At 69.5% G+C, this 16,711-nt stretch carries 12 protein-coding genes; 6 read left to right on the top strand and 6 right to left on the bottom strand.

The window, feature by feature from the left end:
• Nucleotides 1–4 precede the first annotated feature (4 nt).
• The gene (gene hpnD, locus U1H99_RS29060) at nucleotides 5–856 is read right to left on the bottom strand and encodes a presqualene diphosphate synthase HpnD (RefSeq protein WP_323144976.1); all 852 of its coding nucleotides are present in this window, start codon (nucleotides 854–856) and stop codon (nucleotides 5–7) included.
• Between the two features lie 24 nt (nucleotides 857–880).
• Nucleotides 881–2,698 (bottom strand): 1-deoxy-D-xylulose-5-phosphate synthase, encoded by a 1,818-nt coding sequence (gene dxs / locus U1H99_RS29055; RefSeq protein ID WP_323144975.1) that lies wholly within the window; start codon nucleotides 2,696–2,698, stop codon nucleotides 881–883.
• 154 nt (nucleotides 2,699–2,852) lie between these two features.
• Between dxs and U1H99_RS29050 the strand changes: the two genes are divergently transcribed.
• Complete coding sequence (locus U1H99_RS29050; RefSeq protein WP_323144974.1) at nucleotides 2,853–4,241, top strand: nucleobase:cation symporter-2 family protein; 1,389 nt, start codon at nucleotides 2,853–2,855, stop codon at nucleotides 4,239–4,241.
• A 121-nt stretch (nucleotides 4,242–4,362) separates the two neighbouring features.
• Nucleotides 4,363–4,938 carry a hypothetical protein gene (locus U1H99_RS29045; RefSeq protein WP_323144973.1) on the top strand — a complete coding sequence of 192 codons (576 nt, stop codon included), beginning with the start codon at nucleotides 4,363–4,365 and terminating at the stop codon, nucleotides 4,936–4,938.
• A 12-nt stretch (nucleotides 4,939–4,950) separates the two neighbouring features.
• On the opposite strand, the gene aqpZ is transcribed toward U1H99_RS29045, so the two are convergent.
• Nucleotides 4,951–5,694, bottom strand: a complete 744-nt coding sequence (aqpZ, locus tag U1H99_RS29040) for an aquaporin Z (RefSeq protein ID WP_323144972.1) — start codon at nucleotides 5,692–5,694, stop codon at nucleotides 4,951–4,953.
• A gap of 225 nt (nucleotides 5,695–5,919) precedes the next feature.
• On the opposite strand from aqpZ, the gene U1H99_RS29035 reads away from it, so the two are divergent.
• Nucleotides 5,920–6,588 (top strand): lipid-binding SYLF domain-containing protein, encoded by a 669-nt coding sequence (locus U1H99_RS29035; protein ID WP_323144971.1) that lies wholly within the window; start codon nucleotides 5,920–5,922, stop codon nucleotides 6,586–6,588.
• Between the two features lie 21 nt (nucleotides 6,589–6,609).
• Here the strand turns inward: U1H99_RS29035 and htpX are convergent, their stop codons facing one another.
• The 3 genes from htpX to U1H99_RS29020 form a co-directional block, all read right to left on the bottom strand.
• On the bottom strand, nucleotides 6,610–7,482 hold the full coding sequence (gene htpX, locus U1H99_RS29030) for a protease HtpX (RefSeq protein ID WP_323144970.1): 873 nt from the start codon (nucleotides 7,480–7,482) through the stop codon (nucleotides 6,610–6,612).
• 37 nt (nucleotides 7,483–7,519) lie between these two features.
• A complete protein-coding gene (locus tag U1H99_RS29025) occupies nucleotides 7,520–9,103 on the bottom strand; it encodes a TerC family protein (protein WP_323144969.1) in 1,584 nt (527 codons plus the stop codon).
• 115 nt (nucleotides 9,104–9,218) lie between these two features.
• The gene (locus tag U1H99_RS29020; protein WP_323144968.1) at nucleotides 9,219–9,605 is read right to left on the bottom strand and encodes a hypothetical protein; all 387 of its coding nucleotides are present in this window, start codon (nucleotides 9,603–9,605) and stop codon (nucleotides 9,219–9,221) included.
• Between the two features lie 278 nt (nucleotides 9,606–9,883).
• Here U1H99_RS29020 and U1H99_RS29015 point away from each other — a divergent pair, with 278 nt between their 5' ends.
• From U1H99_RS29015 to U1H99_RS29005, 3 genes are all read left to right on the top strand, one after another.
• Nucleotides 9,884–14,449: a PDDEXK-like endonuclease domain-containing protein gene (locus U1H99_RS29015; RefSeq protein WP_323144967.1), complete on the top strand. Its 4,566-nt coding sequence runs from the start codon at nucleotides 9,884–9,886 to the stop codon at nucleotides 14,447–14,449.
• Between the two features lie 84 nt (nucleotides 14,450–14,533).
• Nucleotides 14,534–15,232: a heavy metal response regulator transcription factor gene (locus U1H99_RS29010; protein WP_323144966.1), complete on the top strand. Its 699-nt coding sequence runs from the start codon at nucleotides 14,534–14,536 to the stop codon at nucleotides 15,230–15,232.
• Nucleotides 15,210–16,703, top strand: coding sequence for a heavy metal sensor histidine kinase (locus U1H99_RS29005; protein ID WP_323144965.1), 1,494 nt, complete (start codon nucleotides 15,210–15,212; stop codon nucleotides 16,701–16,703). The genes U1H99_RS29010 and U1H99_RS29005 overlap by 23 nt, the downstream gene beginning before the upstream one ends.
• Nucleotides 16,704–16,711 lie beyond the last annotated feature (8 nt).

The following is a 16,711-nucleotide window of genomic DNA, read 5'->3' as shown; positions in this document are numbered from 1 at the left end:
GCCGCTACCCGATCCCGTGGCGCAGCAGGATGCCGATGCGTTCCAGCGTCCCGAGCCGCACCGCCGCGCGTGGACTGTGCCAGCCGCGCCGCTCGAGCCGCGCCAGCAGGCTGCGGTAGGTCGCGCCCATCAAACGCGGGGCGCGGGAGGCGCCGCCGCGGTTGCGGCCCAGGACCGTTTGCGCGGCATCGTAGTGGTCGAGCGCCTGCGCGGTGACTCCGTCGCAAACCGCCGGCAGCGCCGGATGGGCCGCGATCGCAGCGGCGCCAGCGTCTGCATCGAACCCGGCCTGCAGCAGCAGCTCGCGCGGCAGGTAGCCGCGGCCGATGGCGGCATCCTCGTCGATGTCGCGCAGGATGTTGGTGAGCTGCAGCGCGCGCCCGAGGTGGTGCGCCAGCCGTTCGCCGTCCGGGTCGGGCAGGCCGAACACCCGTGCCGACAGGCGTCCGACCGCGCTGGCGACGCGTTCGCAATACAGGTCGAGCGTGCTTGCTGCCGGCGCGCACAGCGGGCTGTCCTGGGCATCCATCAGCATGCCGTCGATCAGCGCATGGAAGTCGGCGCGCGCCAGGCCGAAGGCGGCGATGTGGTGCGCCATGTCTTGCATTGCCGGCGGCGGCATCCCGGCGTAGCAGGCGTCGACGCCGTCGCGCCAGCGCGCCAGGGCGGCGCGCTTGGCGGGGGGCGGCGCGTCACCGTCGGCGATATCGTCCACCGCGCGGCAGAAGGCGTAGATGTCGAACATGGCGGCGCGCTGGCTTGCCGGCAGCAGGCGCAGCGCCATGCGGAAGGAACTGCCGCTGCGCTGCGCCGGCAACGGCAGCGCCGCCTGGGCAGACTGGAATGAGGAAAACATCGCTGCACCTCGTGCTATAGGGTGTCAGGCACCGCCTGCCGCCAGCAGCGGCGTGTCGAGTGCGAAGCGGCGCCGGATCGCAGCGGCGATGCCCGCTGCGTCGAGACCGGCCGCGGCCAGCAGTGCCGCCGTGTCGCCGTGCTCGATGAAGCGGTCGGGCAGGCCGAGCGTCAAGAGCGGCCGCGCGATGCCGGCGGCGGCCAGCGCCTCGGCCACGGCGGCGCTGGCGCCGCCCATCACGGCGCCCTCTTCCACCGTCACCAGCCGCGCGTGGGTGCACGCCAGGCGCACGACCAGGTCGACGTCGAGCGGTTTGATGAAGCGCATGTTGGCCACCGTGGCGCCGAGTTCGGCGCCGGCTTCGAGGCTGGCCGCGAGCGGCGTGCCGAAGGCCAGGATCGCGGTGTCCGCCCCGGACAGCTGCAGCTCGCCGCGGCCGATCGGGATGGTATCCAGGTCCGGGGAGACGGCCACGCCGGGCCCGCTGCCGCGTGGATAGCGCACCGCGGCCGGTCCGCGGTGGCGGTAGGCGGTGCTCAGCATGCGCCGGCATTCGGCTTCGTTCGAGGCCGCCATCAGCACCATGTTCGGGACACAGCGCAGGAAAGCGATGTCGAAGCTGCCGGCGTGGGTGGCGCCGTCCGGTCCCACCAACCCGGCGCGGTCGATGGCGAAGGTGACGTCCAGGTTTTGCAGCGCCACGTCGTGGATCAGCTGGTCGTAGGCGCGCTGCAGGAACGTGGAATAGATCGCCACCACCGGCTTCAGGCCTTCGGCGGCCAGGCCGGCGGCAAAGGTCACCGCGTGCTGTTCGGCGATGCCGGCGTCGACATACCGCGCCGGGAACATCTGCTGGAAGCGGACCATGCCGGATCCTTCGCACATCGCCGACGTGATGCCGACCAGGCGCGCATCGCAGGCGCCCATGTCGCACAGCCAGTCGCCGAACACCTCGGTGTAGGTGGGCCGGCTGCGCGCCAGCATCGAGGCCGGGAGCGAGGCCGATGCCGCCGGCGCGGGCAGGCCGCGGGCCGGGTCGAAGCGGCCGACGCCGTGGTACAGCGTCGGCGCGGCCTCGGCCGGCGCATAGCCGCGGCCCTTGCGGGTAAGCACATGCAGCAGCTGCGGCCCGCGCCGGCCGCGCAGGTCCTGGAGCGCCGCCGCCAGCGCGTCGAGGTCGTGGCCGTCGATCGGCCCGCTGTAGCGCAGGCCGAGCTGTTCGAACACGGACGCGGACGCCGCCGCCGACGGCGCCGGGCCGCGTCGTCGCGCGCACCAGCGATCGAGGCCGCCCACCGACGGCGAGATCGACATGCCGTTGTCGTTCAGGACCACCAGCAGGCGCAGGTCGTGGCGGTGGCCGGCATTGTTCAAGGCTTCGAAGGCGAGGCCGGCGCTCATCGCGCCGTCGCCGCAGACCGCCACCGCATGGCGGTCTGCGCAGCGCAGGCAGGCCGCTTCGGCCATGCCGAGTGCCGCCGAAATCGACGTCGACGAATGCGCCGTGCCGAAACTGTCGTAGGCGCTCTCGTCGCGGCGCGGAAAACCGGACAGGCCGCCCAGCTGGCGCAGCGTGTGCATGCGGTCGCGCCTTCCTGTCAGTACCTTGTGGGCGTAACATTGATGGTCCACATCCCACACGATACGGTCGCGTGGCGTATCGAACACATAATGCAGCGCGATCGTGAGTTCCACGCTGCCCAGGTTGGACGACAGGTGGTCGCCGGACCGCGCCACGCTATCGAGCAGGAAGCCGCGCAATTCGCGCGCCAGCGGCGCCAGTCGTGCGCGCGGCAGGCGCCGCAGGTCGGCCGGTGAATCGCGTGTCTCGAGCAGGTTCATGCGCCGTCTCCATGACGATGGCACTGGCTGCGAATCATTCTAGAACATCCAGATCATCCGGGCAGATTCGCGGCGCAACCGTGCGCCACACCATCATGGGCAATGGCACAAGCTAAATAGCACATGTAAAATCCGCGCTTTGCCCCTGCCCGCCATGACCACACTCGTCCCGCCGCCCGCCACCGCCAGCCCGGTCCCGGAACTCGTCCTCGGCCTCGAAGACCGCCCGCGCGCGCTGGTCGCCATGCTCGCCGCCCTGCAGCACCTGCTGGCGATCATCGTCCCCATCGTCACGCCCGGCCTGCTGATTTGCCAGGCGCTCGGCGTGCCGGCGCGCGACACCAACCTGGTGGTCTCGATGTCGCTGGTGATCTCGGGGATCGCCACCTTCGTCCAGTGCCGCCGCTTCGGCCCCTTCGGCGCCGGCCTGCTGATCGTGCAGGGCACCAGCTTCAACTTCGTCGGCCCGCTGATTGCCGGCGGCACCCTGATGATCAAGGAAGGCACGCCGGTCACGGGCGTGATGGCCGCGATCTTCGGCGTGGTCGTCGCAGGTTCCTTCATCGAGATGGGCGTGTCGCGCGTCCTGCCTTTCGTCAAGCGCATGATCACGCCGCTGGTCACCGGCATCGTGGTGCTGATGATCGGCCTCACCCTGATCAAGGTCGGCCTGATCAGCATGGGCGGCGGCTACGCGGCGATGGCGAACGGCAGCTTCGCCAACGGCCAGAACCTGGTGTTGTCCGGCGTGGTGCTGGCGATCATCGTGGCGCTGAATCGCGTGCGGGTGGTGTGGCTGCGCAGCGCCGCCATCGTCATCGCACTGGCGGTCGGCTACGCGCTGGCCGGGTCGATGGGGCGCCTGGACTTCACCGGGATGCACGGGGCCGCGTGGTTCCAGGTGCCGGTGCCGCTGCACTTCGGCCTCGGCTTCTCGTGGTCGCTGTTCATCCCGATGATCGTGATCTACCTGGTGACCTCGCTGGAAGCGATCGGCGACGTGACCGCCACCAGCAAGGTCTCGCGTGAGCCGGTCGAGGGTCCCGTGTGGATGCGCCGCATCAAGGGCGGCGTGCTGGTGAACGGCGCCAACTCGCTGCTGGCCGGCCTGTTCAACACCTTTCCCAGCTCGATCTTCGCCCAGAACAACGGCGTGATCCAGCTGACCGGCATCGCCAGCCGCCACGTCGGCATGTGGATCGCGCTGTTCCTGGTGCTGCTCGGCCTGTTCCCGAGCGTGGCCGGCGCGATCCAGGCGGTGCCGGAACCGGTGCTGGGCGGCGCCGCGATGGTGATGTTCGGCGCGGTGGCCGCGGCCGGCATCAACATCCTGGCGAGCGTGACGCTGGACCGCCGCGCGCTCCTGATCATAGCAGTGTCGCTGGCGCTGGGGTTGGGAATTTCGCAGGTGCCGGAATTCCTGGCGCACCTGCCGCAAGCGCTGCGCCACGTGCTCGAGTCGGGGGTGGCGACCGGCGGCATCTGCGCGGTGCTGCTGAACTGGTTCCTGCCGGCGGCCACGGAGGACGACGCGCAAGCGTAAGCGCAGCGTCGGCAGTACAGGATCGGCAGCGCGGCAGGAACCGCGCCGGCGGGCGGCGGTCCAACTCAGCGTCAGGCATGCCGTGCACGTCCGGCTGCCTCGCGTTCCGAAGGAGACCGCCGTGCCCGCACCACGCCTGCCACGCATCCTGGCGAGCCTGCTGCTGCCGCTGCCGGCAGCGGCGCTGGCCCAGAACATCAACCCGCCCGCCCGGTTCACCATCACCGGGCACCTTACCCGCTATGCCCTGCTCACCCTGACGGAACCGTCGCGTCCGGACTGGACCTGGGGTCCCGGCCGCCACGAGCGCCATGCCGCCGGCCTGGACCCGGTGGCGCTGGTGGTGCGCCAGCCCGGCGACTGGACCTACGGTGCGCAAGTGACGGCATCGTGGTCGTTCGGCGGTGCCGACGACCGTCCGAGCATGCGCGGCCTCCACTTGCAGCCGATCGCCAGCTACCGCCTGTCGCCGCGCCACACGATCGGCTACGGCGGCACCATCTCGGCGGACTGGGACCGCCACGGCGGCCGCCGCTGGACCGTGCCGCTCGGGCTGGCGTGGTCGACGCTGAGCCGGCCGCACGACAGCATGCCGCTCAACGCGATGGTCGGCGCCGGCTACAACCTGGTGCGCCCGGAGCGCGCCGCCACCTGGTTCCTGCGCTTCCAGCTGAACCTGATCCTGCCCGGACGCTGAGCGCGGCATCCGTCACGCATGCACCCCGACGTCCGGACCCGGCTGGCCGCTGACCACCGGTTCGCTCAGGTCGCGCTGCAGCACCGTGCGGTACAACACCCCGGCCAGCGCACCGCCGAGCAGCGGCGCGAGCCAGAACATCCACAACTGCAGCACCGCCCAGCCGCCGACGAACAGGGCCGGCCCGGTGCTGCGCGCCGGATTGACCGAGGTGTTCGTCACCGGGATGCTGATCAGGTGCACCAGCGCCAGCGCCAGCCCGATCGCGATGCCGGCGAAGCCGACCGGCGCCCGCGCATGGGTGGCGCCCAGCACCACCAGCACGAACATGAAGCTCATCACCAGTTCGCACACCAGCGCCGCTTCCATCGTGTAGCCACCCGGCGAATGCGCGCCATAGCCGTTGGCCGCAAACCCGGCCTGCACGTCGAAGCCGGCCTTGCCGCTGGCGATCAGCCAGATCACGCCGGCGCCCACGATGGCACCGATTACCTGGCTGACGATGTAGGGGGCCAGGTAGCGCCCCGGGAAGCGGCCGCCGGCCCACAGGCCGACCGACACGGCCGGATTGAAATGGCCGCCCGAAATCGGGCCGAGCGCGTAGGCGCCCGTCAGCACGGTCAGGCCGAAGGCCAGGGAAACCCCGGTGAGGCCGATCCCGACCTCGGGGAACCTGGCGGCCAGGACGGCGCTGCCGCAGCCGCCCAGCACCAGCCAGAAGGTGCCGAGGCATTCGGCCAGAAGCTTGTTGAACATGATGTCCTCCGATAGCGCAGTAGGACGATTGTAGGAAGGGGTAAGCAAACCTACCAGCTCACCCGGACAGACTTTGACGAATCACAAACAACCGCATCGTCAAGCCAGGCTCCTGCGCAACCATCCGTTCCCCACGAGGTCTTTCATAGCGCGCCCGCGCGACTAGCTTCCTGCGAGGTCATTATGTTCCAGCGGATTGCAAGCAACACGGCAGGGACGGCACTCATGCCCGTCCTGGCATGCACGGTACTCGGCCTGGCGGCCTGCGCCTCCACGCCGCCGACGAAGGACGACACCCAGGCCCGCGTCGACGCGGCCCAGGCCATCCTGGCGAATTTCAGGCGCGACCCCGACATGACCTGGTTCCGCGACCACGTCGGCAATGCCAAGGCGCTGCTGATCAGCCCGCAGATCGTGCAGGCCGGCTTCATCGTCGGGGGTTCCGGCGGTTCGGCAGTGGTGATCGCGCGCAGCCGCAGCGGCACCGGCTGGAACGGTCCGGCCTTCTACCGCCTGGCATCCGGCAGCATCGGGCTGCAGACCGGCGCCCAGGCCTCGGAAATGGTGGCGCTGGTGATGACCGACAAGGCGCTCAACTCGCTGCTCGCGACCACCTTCAAGCTGGGCGGCGACGTCAGCGTGGCGGCCGGCCCGATCGGTGCCGGCACCGGCGCCCCGGTCACGGCCGACATGATCGTCTACACGCGCTCGAAGGGACTGTACGGCGGCGTCAATGTGGATGGCACCGTGATCGACGTGGACGAGGGCCGCAACCGCGCCTACTATGGCCAGCCGGCGACGCCGGTCGACATCCTGGTCACGCGCAGCGTGAGCAATCCCGGCGGCGCGCGGCTGGCGCAGGCGGCCAGCGGCGCGGTGGCCAGCAGGCGCTGATCGTAGCGCCGGCCGGGCGGCTCAGCGTCCCTGCAGCGCGGCGATGCGCTCTTCGATCGGCGGGTGGCTCGAGAACAATGCCATCGCGCCGCCGCCCGAGATGCCGAAGGCCGACATGTTCTTCGGCAGCTCGCCCTCGGCCAGCCCGCCCAGGCGGCGCAGCGCCGCAACCATCGGCTGCGGACGGCCCATGATGCGCGCGGCGCCGCTGTCGGCGCGGAATTCGCGCCGGCGCGAGAACCAGGCCACGATGATGCTGGCCAGGATGCCGAACACGATCTCGCACACCACCACGGTCACCATGTAGCCGATGCCGGGGCCGGCGTGCTCGTCGTCGTTCTTGCGCAGCATGCTGTCCACAAAGTAGCCGACCACGCGTGCCAGGAAGATCACGAAGGTGTTGACCACGCCCTGCACCAGGGTCAACGTGACCATGTCGCCGTTGGCGATGTGCGCCACTTCGTGCGCCAGCACCGCTTCGACCTCTTCCTGGGTCATCGATTCGAGCAGGCCGGTTGACACCGCCACCAGCGAACTGTTCTTGGTGGCGCCGGTCGCGAACGCGTTGGGCGCGCCCGGGTACACGGCCACTTCCGGCATCCCGATGCCGGCCGCCTGCGCCTGGCGCGCGACGGTATTCATCAGCCACGCTTCGGTGGCGTTGCCCGGTTGCTCGATAACGCGGGCGCCGGTCGACCATTTGGCGATCGGCTTCGACATCCACAGCGAGATAAAGGCGCCGCCGAAGCCCATCAGGGCGGCAAAGGCGAGCAGCATGCCCAGGTTCAGGCCGTTCGCGGTGAGGAAGCGGTTGACGCCGAGCAGGCTGGCGCTGAGACTCAGCACCAGCATCACGGCCAGGTTGGTGACGATGAACAGGAATACGCGTTTCATGATGTGCTCTCTAAAATAGGTTGAATGGCGAACCGGCTCATTCGGGCTGCGGCTGCGGCTGCGGCTGGGTCGCCAGCCGCTCGATCGCCACCCGGGCGATGCGCCGGTTGGCGACTTCCAGGATTTGGTAGCGCAAGCCGTCGACCTCGACGCTTTGGCCGGCCTCGGGCAGGGTCTCGAAGCGCGCCAGCAGGAAGCCGGCCAGCGAGCTGTAGTCGGCTTCCTCGCTGACCAGGGCGTCGGTTTCCAGCATCTGCTCGAGCAGGTGCAGGTCGGCCGTGCCGTCCGCTTCCCACACGCCGGGCGCCTGCTGGCGGATCGCCGGCTGCTCGTCCTCGTCCGGGAATTCGCCGGCGATCGCTTCCAGGATGTCGATCGGCGTCAGCAGGCCCTGCACCACCCCGTACTCGTCGGCCACAAGAACCAGTTGGCCGTGGGCGCGCTTCAGGGTTTCCATGGCGCGCAGCACGCCGGCCGTTTCCGGCAGCACGATCGGCGCGCGCAGCGGACCGGCGCTCGACAGGTCGATGCAGCCGTGCTGCAGCAGGCCGGCCACCAGGTCTTTGGTGCGCGCCACGCCGACCAGCTGGTCGACTTCGCCGCGGCACACCGGCAACTGGCTGTGCGGCGTCGCCTGCAACTGGCGCAGCAGGGTCGGCGCATCCTGGCCGAGGTCGATCCACGACATCTCCGAGCGCGGCGTCATGATCGAGCGGATCGACCGGTCGGCCAGCGCCAGCACGCCGCTGACCATGTTGCGCTCCTCGGTGGCGAACACGTCTTCGACGGCCGGCTGGGCGCCCTCTTCCTGTGCCGCGGCGTCGGCCTCGGCTTCGGCGCGGCGGCGCTTGCCGAGCAGGCGCAGCACCGATTCGGCGGTACGCTCGCGCAAGGGCACGCGCGCCTCGTTGCGCAGGAAATTACGGCGCGCGAACTGGTTCAAGGTCTCGATCACGATCGAGAAACCGATCGCCGCATACAGGTAACCCTTGGGGATGTGGAAGCCCAGGCCTTCGGCCACCAGGCTCAGGCCGATCATCAGCAGGAAGCTCAGGCACAGCACGACCACGGTCGGATGCGCGTTGACGAAGCGTGTCAGCGGCTTCGAGGCCAGGATCATGATGCCGATCGAGATCACGACCGCGGCCATCATGACGCCCAGTTCGTCGACCATGCCGACGGCGGTGATCACCGCGTCCAGCGAGAACACGGCATCCAGCACCACGATCTGGGCGACCACGGCGGCAAAGCCGGCATAGGCCTTCGATTCGGACTGGGCATGCGCCACGCCTTCGAGGCGTTCATGCAGTTCGACGGTGGCCTTGAACAGCAGGAACAAGCCGCCGGCCAGCAAGATCAGGTCGCGCCCGGAAAAAGCAAAGGAGCCGAGCGAAAACAGCGGCGTTGTCAGCGTGACCAGCCAGGAGACGATGGTCAGCAGGCCGAGACGCATCAGCATCGCCAGCGACAGGCCGATCAGGCGTGCCTTGTCGCGCTGCTGCGGCGGCAGCTTGTCGGCCAGGATGGCGATGAAAATCAGGTTGTCGATGCCCAGGACGATTTCCAGGACGACGAGCGTGAGCAAACCGGCCCAGATGGTCGGGTCGAAGAGCCATTCCATATATGTGTATACCTTGTCGGTGAGTGGACGTGCGCAGGCGGCATGCGTGCCGGCGGCAGGTCCGGGAAAAACCGGATCGAACGCGGGGCAACGCCCCGGTCGGACTGAGGGAGGCTCAGGCCGCGCGCGGCGGCTTCACGGGAGGCGGAACGGAATGGCAGCGGGGCGCGGCGTCGTGCAGCGCGGGCGACGCGCTGGACAAGCCGGCGATGTGCAGGCAGCCGGCATGGCCGACGATGTAGTGGATGTCGGCACCGGCGGGCGGCTCGTCGGGATCGATGTCGCCGGGGCCGGCATCGTCATCGTCATCGGCCACGTCGCCGGCCAGCGCTGCCGGCACGTGCACGCGGTCGTTCGCATCGGCGGCCTGTGCCAGGACGGCGGCCGGCATAGTGGCGACGTGCATGGTGGCGACGGACAGGGACAGCGCCAACACGTTCAGCGGGAACAACAGGACCAGGAAGATGACGAGAACGCGTCGCATGCAGGGGGTGGAAGACATGACGGCCTCAGTATATCACCTCCGCAGCACTACGCCGGTCAGCTTCGGTCACGCGCGCCGGATTCGGCATCGACCAATCGGTATCCGGATTCGCTGGGCCTGTCAGGCTGCCGATTTTGGCCGGCCTGCGACAGGAAATGCATGTTTGATCTTGAAATAGAGCAATAAATAGGTGATGAGCACGCTTGCGCCCCTAGGGAAAGCCGCAAACTGGTTATACTGTGCGGAAATACAGTACTACCCAGTATCACGCGATTGAATCGCCCACCGGCAAGCACATGCAAACCCCAGCCCAGCTCATGAGCGGCCTGCTCGACTACCTCGTCGAACAGGCCCGAGACATCGACCCCGCCGCTTTCAACCTATCGAAGCTGGCCGACTTCCGCAAAACCTTCGCCGACCTGGGCACCCTGCCCTGGGTCGACTTCAATGTGCGCGGCGACGACGACGACGACGCGGACGAAGACGGCTGGTGGTTGCGCGTGCAGCGCCTGGAAGCGACGCGCGCGCCGCAGCTGCCCGAGCCCGAGTTCGCACCCTTCCTGGTGGTCGGCGACGATCCGGCGGGCGCACCGCCGGCGATCAAGGAAGCGGCGCTGGCCAGCATCCGCAACCATGAGGCCGGCGGCATCGACGGCGAGGAACGCGCCGCCCGCCGCGACGAGCAGCGCCGCGCCCGCCTCGGGCGGCTGCTGGAAATCTACCTGCCGCGCTGGACCGAGTGGGCCGCACGCGAAAAGCCGCGGCGCCAGGTGATCGCCCTGTATGCCGACCTGTTCGCGCTGAAGACCCGCCTGGAATCCGAGGAAGCCGTGCGGCCGCTGGAACTGGTATGGGGCATCGGCGTGTCGTCCTGGCGCATCGGCAAGGTCGATTACCACTATCCCCTGATCACGCAGGCGATGGAAATCGACATCGACGGTGCGACGCATGCGATCGGGCTGCGCCCGCGCCAGCTCGAGCCGCGCCTGGAACTGGATGCCTTCGCGGCCTGCGACGTGCCCGGCACCGGCGACGTCGAGCGCGCTGCGCGCGGCCTGCTGCGCGATCGTGAAGACGGCGTCATATCGCCGTTCGACCCGGCGGGCGTCGAACCGATCCTCAAGCTGGTGGCGGGCAACATCGCCGCCAACGCGCGCTACGACGCCCAGCTGGACGCCGCGCCGGCGCCCGGTCCGGAGCTGGTGGTAACCGACGAATGGGTGATCTTCGCGCGCCCGCGCGCCAGCCACTTCCTGGTCGAGGATATCGCCCGCCTCAAGCAGCGCGTCGGCGACGTCGACGCCCTGCCGGAGGGCCCGCTCAGCATCGTCAGTGCGCCAGGCAAGGACGTGATCGAGCATGCGCCGATCGCCTTCCGCGGGCTGTCGGGCCGCGCATCGAGCCGTGGCGAGCCGCGCGAACTGTATTTCCCGCTGCCCTACAACCGCGAGCAGGAAACCATCATCCAGCAACTGGAACGCTCGCCCGGCGTGGCCGTGCAGGGTCCGCCGGGCACCGGCAAGACCCACACCATCGCCAACATCATCAGCCACTACCTGGCCTCGGGCAAGCGCATCCTGGTGACATCCAAGGGCGAGCCGGCGCTGAAGGTGCTGCAGCAAAAAATCCCGGAGGCGATCCGGCCGCTGACCGTCGCCCTGCTCTCGGGCGACAAGGAAGGCATGCGCCAGTTCCAGGCGGCGATCGAGGCCATCATCCACACCCTCACCCACCTGAACCCGGCGGTGGAACAGGAGCGCATCGCGACCTGCCGCAGCGCGCTCGACCGCGCCCATGAGGAGATGGCGCGCATCGACACCCGTATCGACGAGATCGCGCATGCGCAATTGGACGACATCGAAGTCGACGGCGTCGCCATGCGCGCGCAGAAGATGGCCGAGCTGGTGGTGCACGGACGCGCGCAGTTCGGCTGGTTCGACGACGAACTGTCGCTGGCGCCGGAACACGCGCCGCCCTTCCCGGACGAACAGGGCATGCGCCTGCGCGAGATCCGGCGCCGGCTCGGCGCCGGCCTGGTCTACTGCCAGGCGCGGATTCCCGCATCGAACGCGCTGCCGTCCGCCGCCGACGTCAGGCAGCTGCACGGCACCCTGCAGGCGATGCGCGAACTCGAACGGGACGAGGCCAGCGGCGCCCTGCTGCCGCTGCGCGCCGCCACGCCGGAAGTGCTGGGGGCGGCGCGCGCACTGCTGGCGGCGCTGGAGGCGGCGATCGCCCAGCATGCCGCGCTGGAAGAATCGGGCCACGACTGGGTGTTTGCATTGCGCGACCGGCTGCGCCGGCCGCAGTTCGCCACCGAACGCGGCTCGCTGGAAGCGCTGTTCACCGAAATGGACGCGCTGCTGCAGGCGCGCGCCGAATTCATGCAAAAGCCGGTGACCGCGCCGCGCGAAGCACTGGAACTGCCGAAGGCGCTGGAAGCGATCGCGCGCGGCGCCGACGGCGGCAAGCCCTTCGGCCTGTTCAGCTTCGGCGCCGGCGACGTCAAGCCGCATGTCAACGCTATCCGCGTGGCCGGGCTTCCCCCTGCCTCGCGCGAGGATTGGGCGCACGTGCAGCGCTTCGCCGGGCTGCATGCGCGCGTGCTCTCCTTCGTGGTGCGCTGGAATGCCTTCGCCGAACTGCTGGCCCTGCCCGTGCTGCATCCCGACGTCGGCCAGCTGCGCACGATCGAGCTGATCACGGTGGCCGCGCGCGACGCGCATACACTGGCGATGCGCCACGATGCCGGCCTGCCGCCTCTGGCGGAACAGGTGTTCGAGCAAGTGCCGGCGCAGGACCTGCTGGGCCGCCGGCCGGCACTGGAAGGCGTGCGCGACCAGCTGCGCCGCCACCTGCTGAGGAGCGGCCTGGCCGAGGCCAACGCCCGCCTGGCCGCGCTGCATTCGGCGCTGGCCGGCTGCGGCGGACCGGTTTCTCAGCGCCTGCGCGCACTGGTCGACGACGCGCTGGGCGCACCTGAGCTGGATGCGGGCGAGCTGATGCACGATTACGTCGCCGAGGTCGCGGAACTGCGGCGCATCGAGGCCCTGGCCCCGGCGTTTGCCGCGCTGCGCGAGCTGGCCGGCCTGATCGAAGCGCATGGCGCGGCCTGGCTGGCGGCGCGCGTGCTGTCGCTGCCGACCGACGCCAGCGGCGACGATGACGTGTTCCCGGTGCGCTGGCGCGACGCCTGGAACTGGGCGCGCCTGAAGACCCATCTGGAAGACATCGACGCCAGGGACGAGATGCGCACGCTGGCGGCGCGCCGGCGCGAGCTCGAAGCCGGCCTGGCGCGCCTGTACGAAGACCTGGTGTCGACCTCGAGCTGGCTGGCCACGCGCCGCCTCGCCGGCCAGAACGTCCTCAGCGCGCTGGAAACCTACCGCACCGCGATGCGCAAGTTCGGCAAGGGCACCGGCGTCAATGCCGGCCGCTACCGCCGCGACGCCCAGAAGGCGATGGTCGACGCCCAGGCCGCGGTGCCGTGCTGGATCATGAGCCACGCGCGCGTGTCGGAATCGTTGCCGGCCCAGCTGGGCGCCTTCGACCTGGTCATCGTCGACGAGGCCAGCCAGTCGGACCTGTGGGCGCTGCCGGCAGTCTTGCGCGGCAAGCAGATCCTGGTGGTCGGCGACGACAAGCAGGTGTCGCCGGAAGCCGGCTTCGTCGCCGCCGCCAAGATCGCCGACCTGCGCCGCCGCTTCCTGGCCGGCCAGCCGTTCGAGCCAGTGCTGAGCGCCGACATGTCGCTGTACGACATCGCCTCGACCGTGTTCGCCGCCTCCAAGGTGATGCTGCGCGAGCACTTCCGCTGCGTGCCGCCGATCATCGCCTACAGCAATCGCGTGTTCTACAAGGGCTTCATCCAGCCGCTGCGCATCCCGACCGCGTCCGAGCGGCTCGATCCGCCGCTGGTCGACATCTTCGTGGCCAACGGCTACCGCGGCGCCAAGGGCCAGAACGCGCCCGAGGCCGAGTGCATCGCGTCCGAGATCGACTCCATCCTGCGCGATCCGAAGATGGCGGGGCGCACCATCGGCGTGGTCTCGCTGCTCGGCCCCGAGCAGGCGCTGCTGATCGACAAGCTGGTGCGCGCCCGCTGCGACGCCGCCGAGCTGGCGCGGCGCCAGTTCTCCTGCGGCGACGCCCGCATCTTCCAGGGCAGCGAACGCGACATCATCTTCCTGAGCATGGTCGCCGACAGCAAGAACCACCACGCGCTGTCGGGCACGATGTACGACCAGCGCTTCAACGTCGCCGCCTCGCGCGCGCGCGACCGCATGGTGCTGGTGCGCTCGGTGCGGCTGGAAGAGCTGTCGACGCTGGACCTGCGGCGCACGCTGGTCGAGCACTTCGCCAAGCCGCTGGCGGCCGGCGACGAGGCGAGTTCGCTGATCGAGCTGTGCGAATCCGGGTTCGAACGCGACGTCTACATCGAACTGTTCGAGCGCGGCTACCGCGTCATCCCGCAGGTGCCGGCGGCCGGCTACCGCATCGACATGGTGGTCGAAGGCGCCGACGACCGCCGCCTGGCGATCGAGCTCGATGGCGACGAATTCCACGGCCCCGACAAGTGGGCCGCCGACATGGGACGCCAGCGCGTGCTGGAGCGCGCCGGCTGGACTTTCTGGCGCTGTTTCGCCTCCACCTGGTCCCTGCAGCGCGAGACGGTACTGGCCGAGCTGCTGGCCCAGCTGGACGGCATGGGGATCGAGCCGCTGGGGGCGCTGGCGCGGATTCCGTCGCTGGTCGAGTACCGGGAATGGGGGCGCGAGCAGGCACCGGCCGCCGGCGACGCGGCGGGGAAGATGGTGGAAGAGGCAATCGACGCCGCGTCGGCAGAGGGCAAGACGGCCTGAAACCGTTTTTCCCTGCCGAGCAGCTTACGGAAATGTAATCTTCCCGCCGGGCTTTCGTCAGGCGATTTCGGGCACAATGCGCCCATGACCAAGTTACTGCTCGTCGAAGACCAGGCCACCGCGGCCGCCTACCTGTCCCAGGGCCTCAAGGAAGAAGGCATGGTGGTCGACGTCGCCCATACCGGTCCGGACGGGCTGCACCTGCTGCTCACGGCCGAGTACGACCTCGCGATCCTCGATGTGATGCTGCCCGGCCTGGACGGCTGGGCGATCCTGGAGACCGCGCGCCGTGCCCAGCGCCGCACGCCGGTGCTGTTCCTGACCGCGCGCGACGCCGTCGACGACCGCGTGCGCGGGCTCGAGCTGGGCGCCGAGGATTACCTGGTCAAGCCCTTCGCGTTCGCCGAGCTGCTGGCGCGCGTGCGCGTGATCCTGCGCCGCAACGCCAGCGCCGCCCAGGGCCAGGGACAGGCCGAACCGACTATCTACGAGCTGGCCGACCTGCGCCTCGACCTGCTCAAGCACCGCGCCACCCGCGCCGGCGAGCGGCTCGACCTGACGCCCAAGGAATTCGCCCTGGTGTCGCTGCTGATCCGGCGCGCCGGCGAGGTGCAGTCGCGTACCGTGATCGCCGACCAGGTATGGGAAATGAATTTCGACTCGGAGACGAACGTCGTCGAGGTGGCGGTGCGGCGCCTGCGCACCAAGCTCGACGACCCCTACCCGGTCAAACTGTTGCACACCGTGCGTGGAGTCGGCTATGTGCTCGAAATCCGCGCCTAAAAAGAGCGGAGGCAGCTGGTCGCTGACGCTGCGCATGAGCGTGTTCGTCAGCGTGGCGATCACCGCGATCGTGCTCGGGGTATCGGCGATGATGTACACCGAACTGGTGGACCAGCTGCGCGAAAAGGACGAGGCGGCGCTCAAGAACGATTTGCAGATCCAGCGCGACGTGCTGGAAATCCTGGCGGTGCGCAGCCATCCGCTCAACCAGTGGCAGGTCGAGTGGCGCGAATACCAGGAAGCCTACCGCCGCTTCGGCTGGCAGCTGCTGGCGCCCGACCGCTCGGTGCGCGACGCCTCCGCGAACGCCGCCATTTTCTCGAGTGCGCTAGCGTCGCTGCGCACCGAGACCGGCAACCCCACTTTCCGGCACATCGACGACAACCAGGGCGGCCATGCGCGCGCGCTGCTGGTGTACGACCTGGCGGTCGATACGCCGGGCGCCGAAGCCATCGAAGTGCACGGGCCGGCCCTCGGTCCCAAGGGCACCGTCCTGCGCGGGGTGCTGGACGTCAGCGACAGCCGCCGCCTGCTGGAAGCCTACCGCACCAAGCTGGCCGGCGTGATCGGCCTGGCGATCCTGCTGTCGGCCGCCATCGGCTTCATGCTGACGCGGCGCGGCCTGGCGCCGGTGCGCGCGATCGCCGCCGAGATCGGCCGCATCAACGCCGAAAAGCTGCACCAGCGGATCGCCGACGACGCCTGGCCGGCCGAGCTGCGCGCGTTGGCCGAGAACTTCGACACCATGCTGGCCCGCCTGGAACAGTCGTTCGAGCAGCTGACCCGCTTTTCGTCGGACATTGCGCACGAGTTCCGCTCGCCGGTGAACAACCTGGTGGCCGCCGCCAGCGTGACCCTGGCGCGTGCACGCACCCCGCTCGAGTACCAGCAGACGCTGGAAGTGGTGGTCGAGGAAGGCAGCCGGCTGTCGCGCATGGTGGCCAGCATGCTGTTCCTGGCGCGCGCCGACAACGCCGAGCAGCACGTGCACCTGGAAGAGGTGGCGCTGGCCGGCGAGTTCCAGAAGCTGATCGAGTTCTACGAGATCGCCGCCGACGAACAGGGCGTGACGCTGGAAGCGCGCGCCGAGGGCCGCTTGAGCGCCGATCCGCTGCTGCTGCGGCGCGCCCTGTCCAACCTGCTGACCAATGCGCTGCGCTACACGCCGCGCGGCGGCACCATCCGCCTGCTGGGAACGGCGACGGCGGACGCCGTCATCATCGCGGTCAGCGACACCGGCGCCGGCATCGACGCGCGCCACCTGCCGCACCTGTTCGACCGCTTCTACCGCGCCGACGCCGCCCGCAGCTCGACCGACAGTACCGGCCTGGGCCTCGCCGTGGTGCGCTCGATCGCCGAACTGCACGGCGGCACCGCCGGCGTCACCAGCAGTCCGGGACAGGGCAGCACGTTTACCCTGCGTTTTCCGCATACCCCGCGACCGCGGCCGACATCCACGACATCGCATTGACCTGAAGC

Origin of the sequence: Massilia phyllosphaerae (genome assembly GCF_034659755.1) — a bacterium.
Taxonomy (GTDB): domain Bacteria; phylum Pseudomonadota; class Gammaproteobacteria; order Burkholderiales; family Burkholderiaceae_D; genus Telluria; species Telluria phyllosphaerae.
This window is presented reverse-complemented; position numbering and strand designations above follow the sequence as displayed.

Bases quoted from the DNA above. Each gene is read 5' to 3' on its own strand.
- U1H99_RS29020 (WP_323144968.1), bottom strand. From the start codon at position 9,605: ATGTCTTCCACCCCCTGCATGCGACGCGTTCTCGTCATCTTCCTGGTC.
- U1H99_RS29035 (WP_323144971.1), top strand. From the start codon at position 5,920: ATGCCCGTCCTGGCATGCACGGTACTCGGCCTGGCGGCCTGCGCCTCC.
- U1H99_RS29010 (WP_323144966.1), top strand. From the start codon at position 14,534: ATGACCAAGTTACTGCTCGTCGAAGACCAGGCCACCGCGGCCGCCTAC.
- U1H99_RS29025 (WP_323144969.1), bottom strand. From the start codon at position 9,103: ATGGAATGGCTCTTCGACCCGACCATCTGGGCCGGTTTGCTCACGCTC.
- hpnD (WP_323144976.1), bottom strand. From the start codon at position 856: ATGTTTTCCTCATTCCAGTCTGCCCAGGCGGCGCTGCCGTTGCCGGCG.
- htpX (WP_323144970.1), bottom strand. From the start codon at position 7,482: ATGAAACGCGTATTCCTGTTCATCGTCACCAACCTGGCCGTGATGCTG.
- U1H99_RS29005 (WP_323144965.1), top strand. From the start codon at position 15,210: ATGTGCTCGAAATCCGCGCCTAAAAAGAGCGGAGGCAGCTGGTCGCTG.
- U1H99_RS29050 (WP_323144974.1), top strand. From the start codon at position 2,853: ATGACCACACTCGTCCCGCCGCCCGCCACCGCCAGCCCGGTCCCGGAA.
- aqpZ (WP_323144972.1), bottom strand. From the start codon at position 5,694: ATGTTCAACAAGCTTCTGGCCGAATGCCTCGGCACCTTCTGGCTGGTG.
- U1H99_RS29015 (WP_323144967.1), top strand. From the start codon at position 9,884: ATGCAAACCCCAGCCCAGCTCATGAGCGGCCTGCTCGACTACCTCGTC.
- dxs (WP_323144975.1), bottom strand. From the start codon at position 2,698: ATGAACCTGCTCGAGACACGCGATTCACCGGCCGACCTGCGGCGCCTG.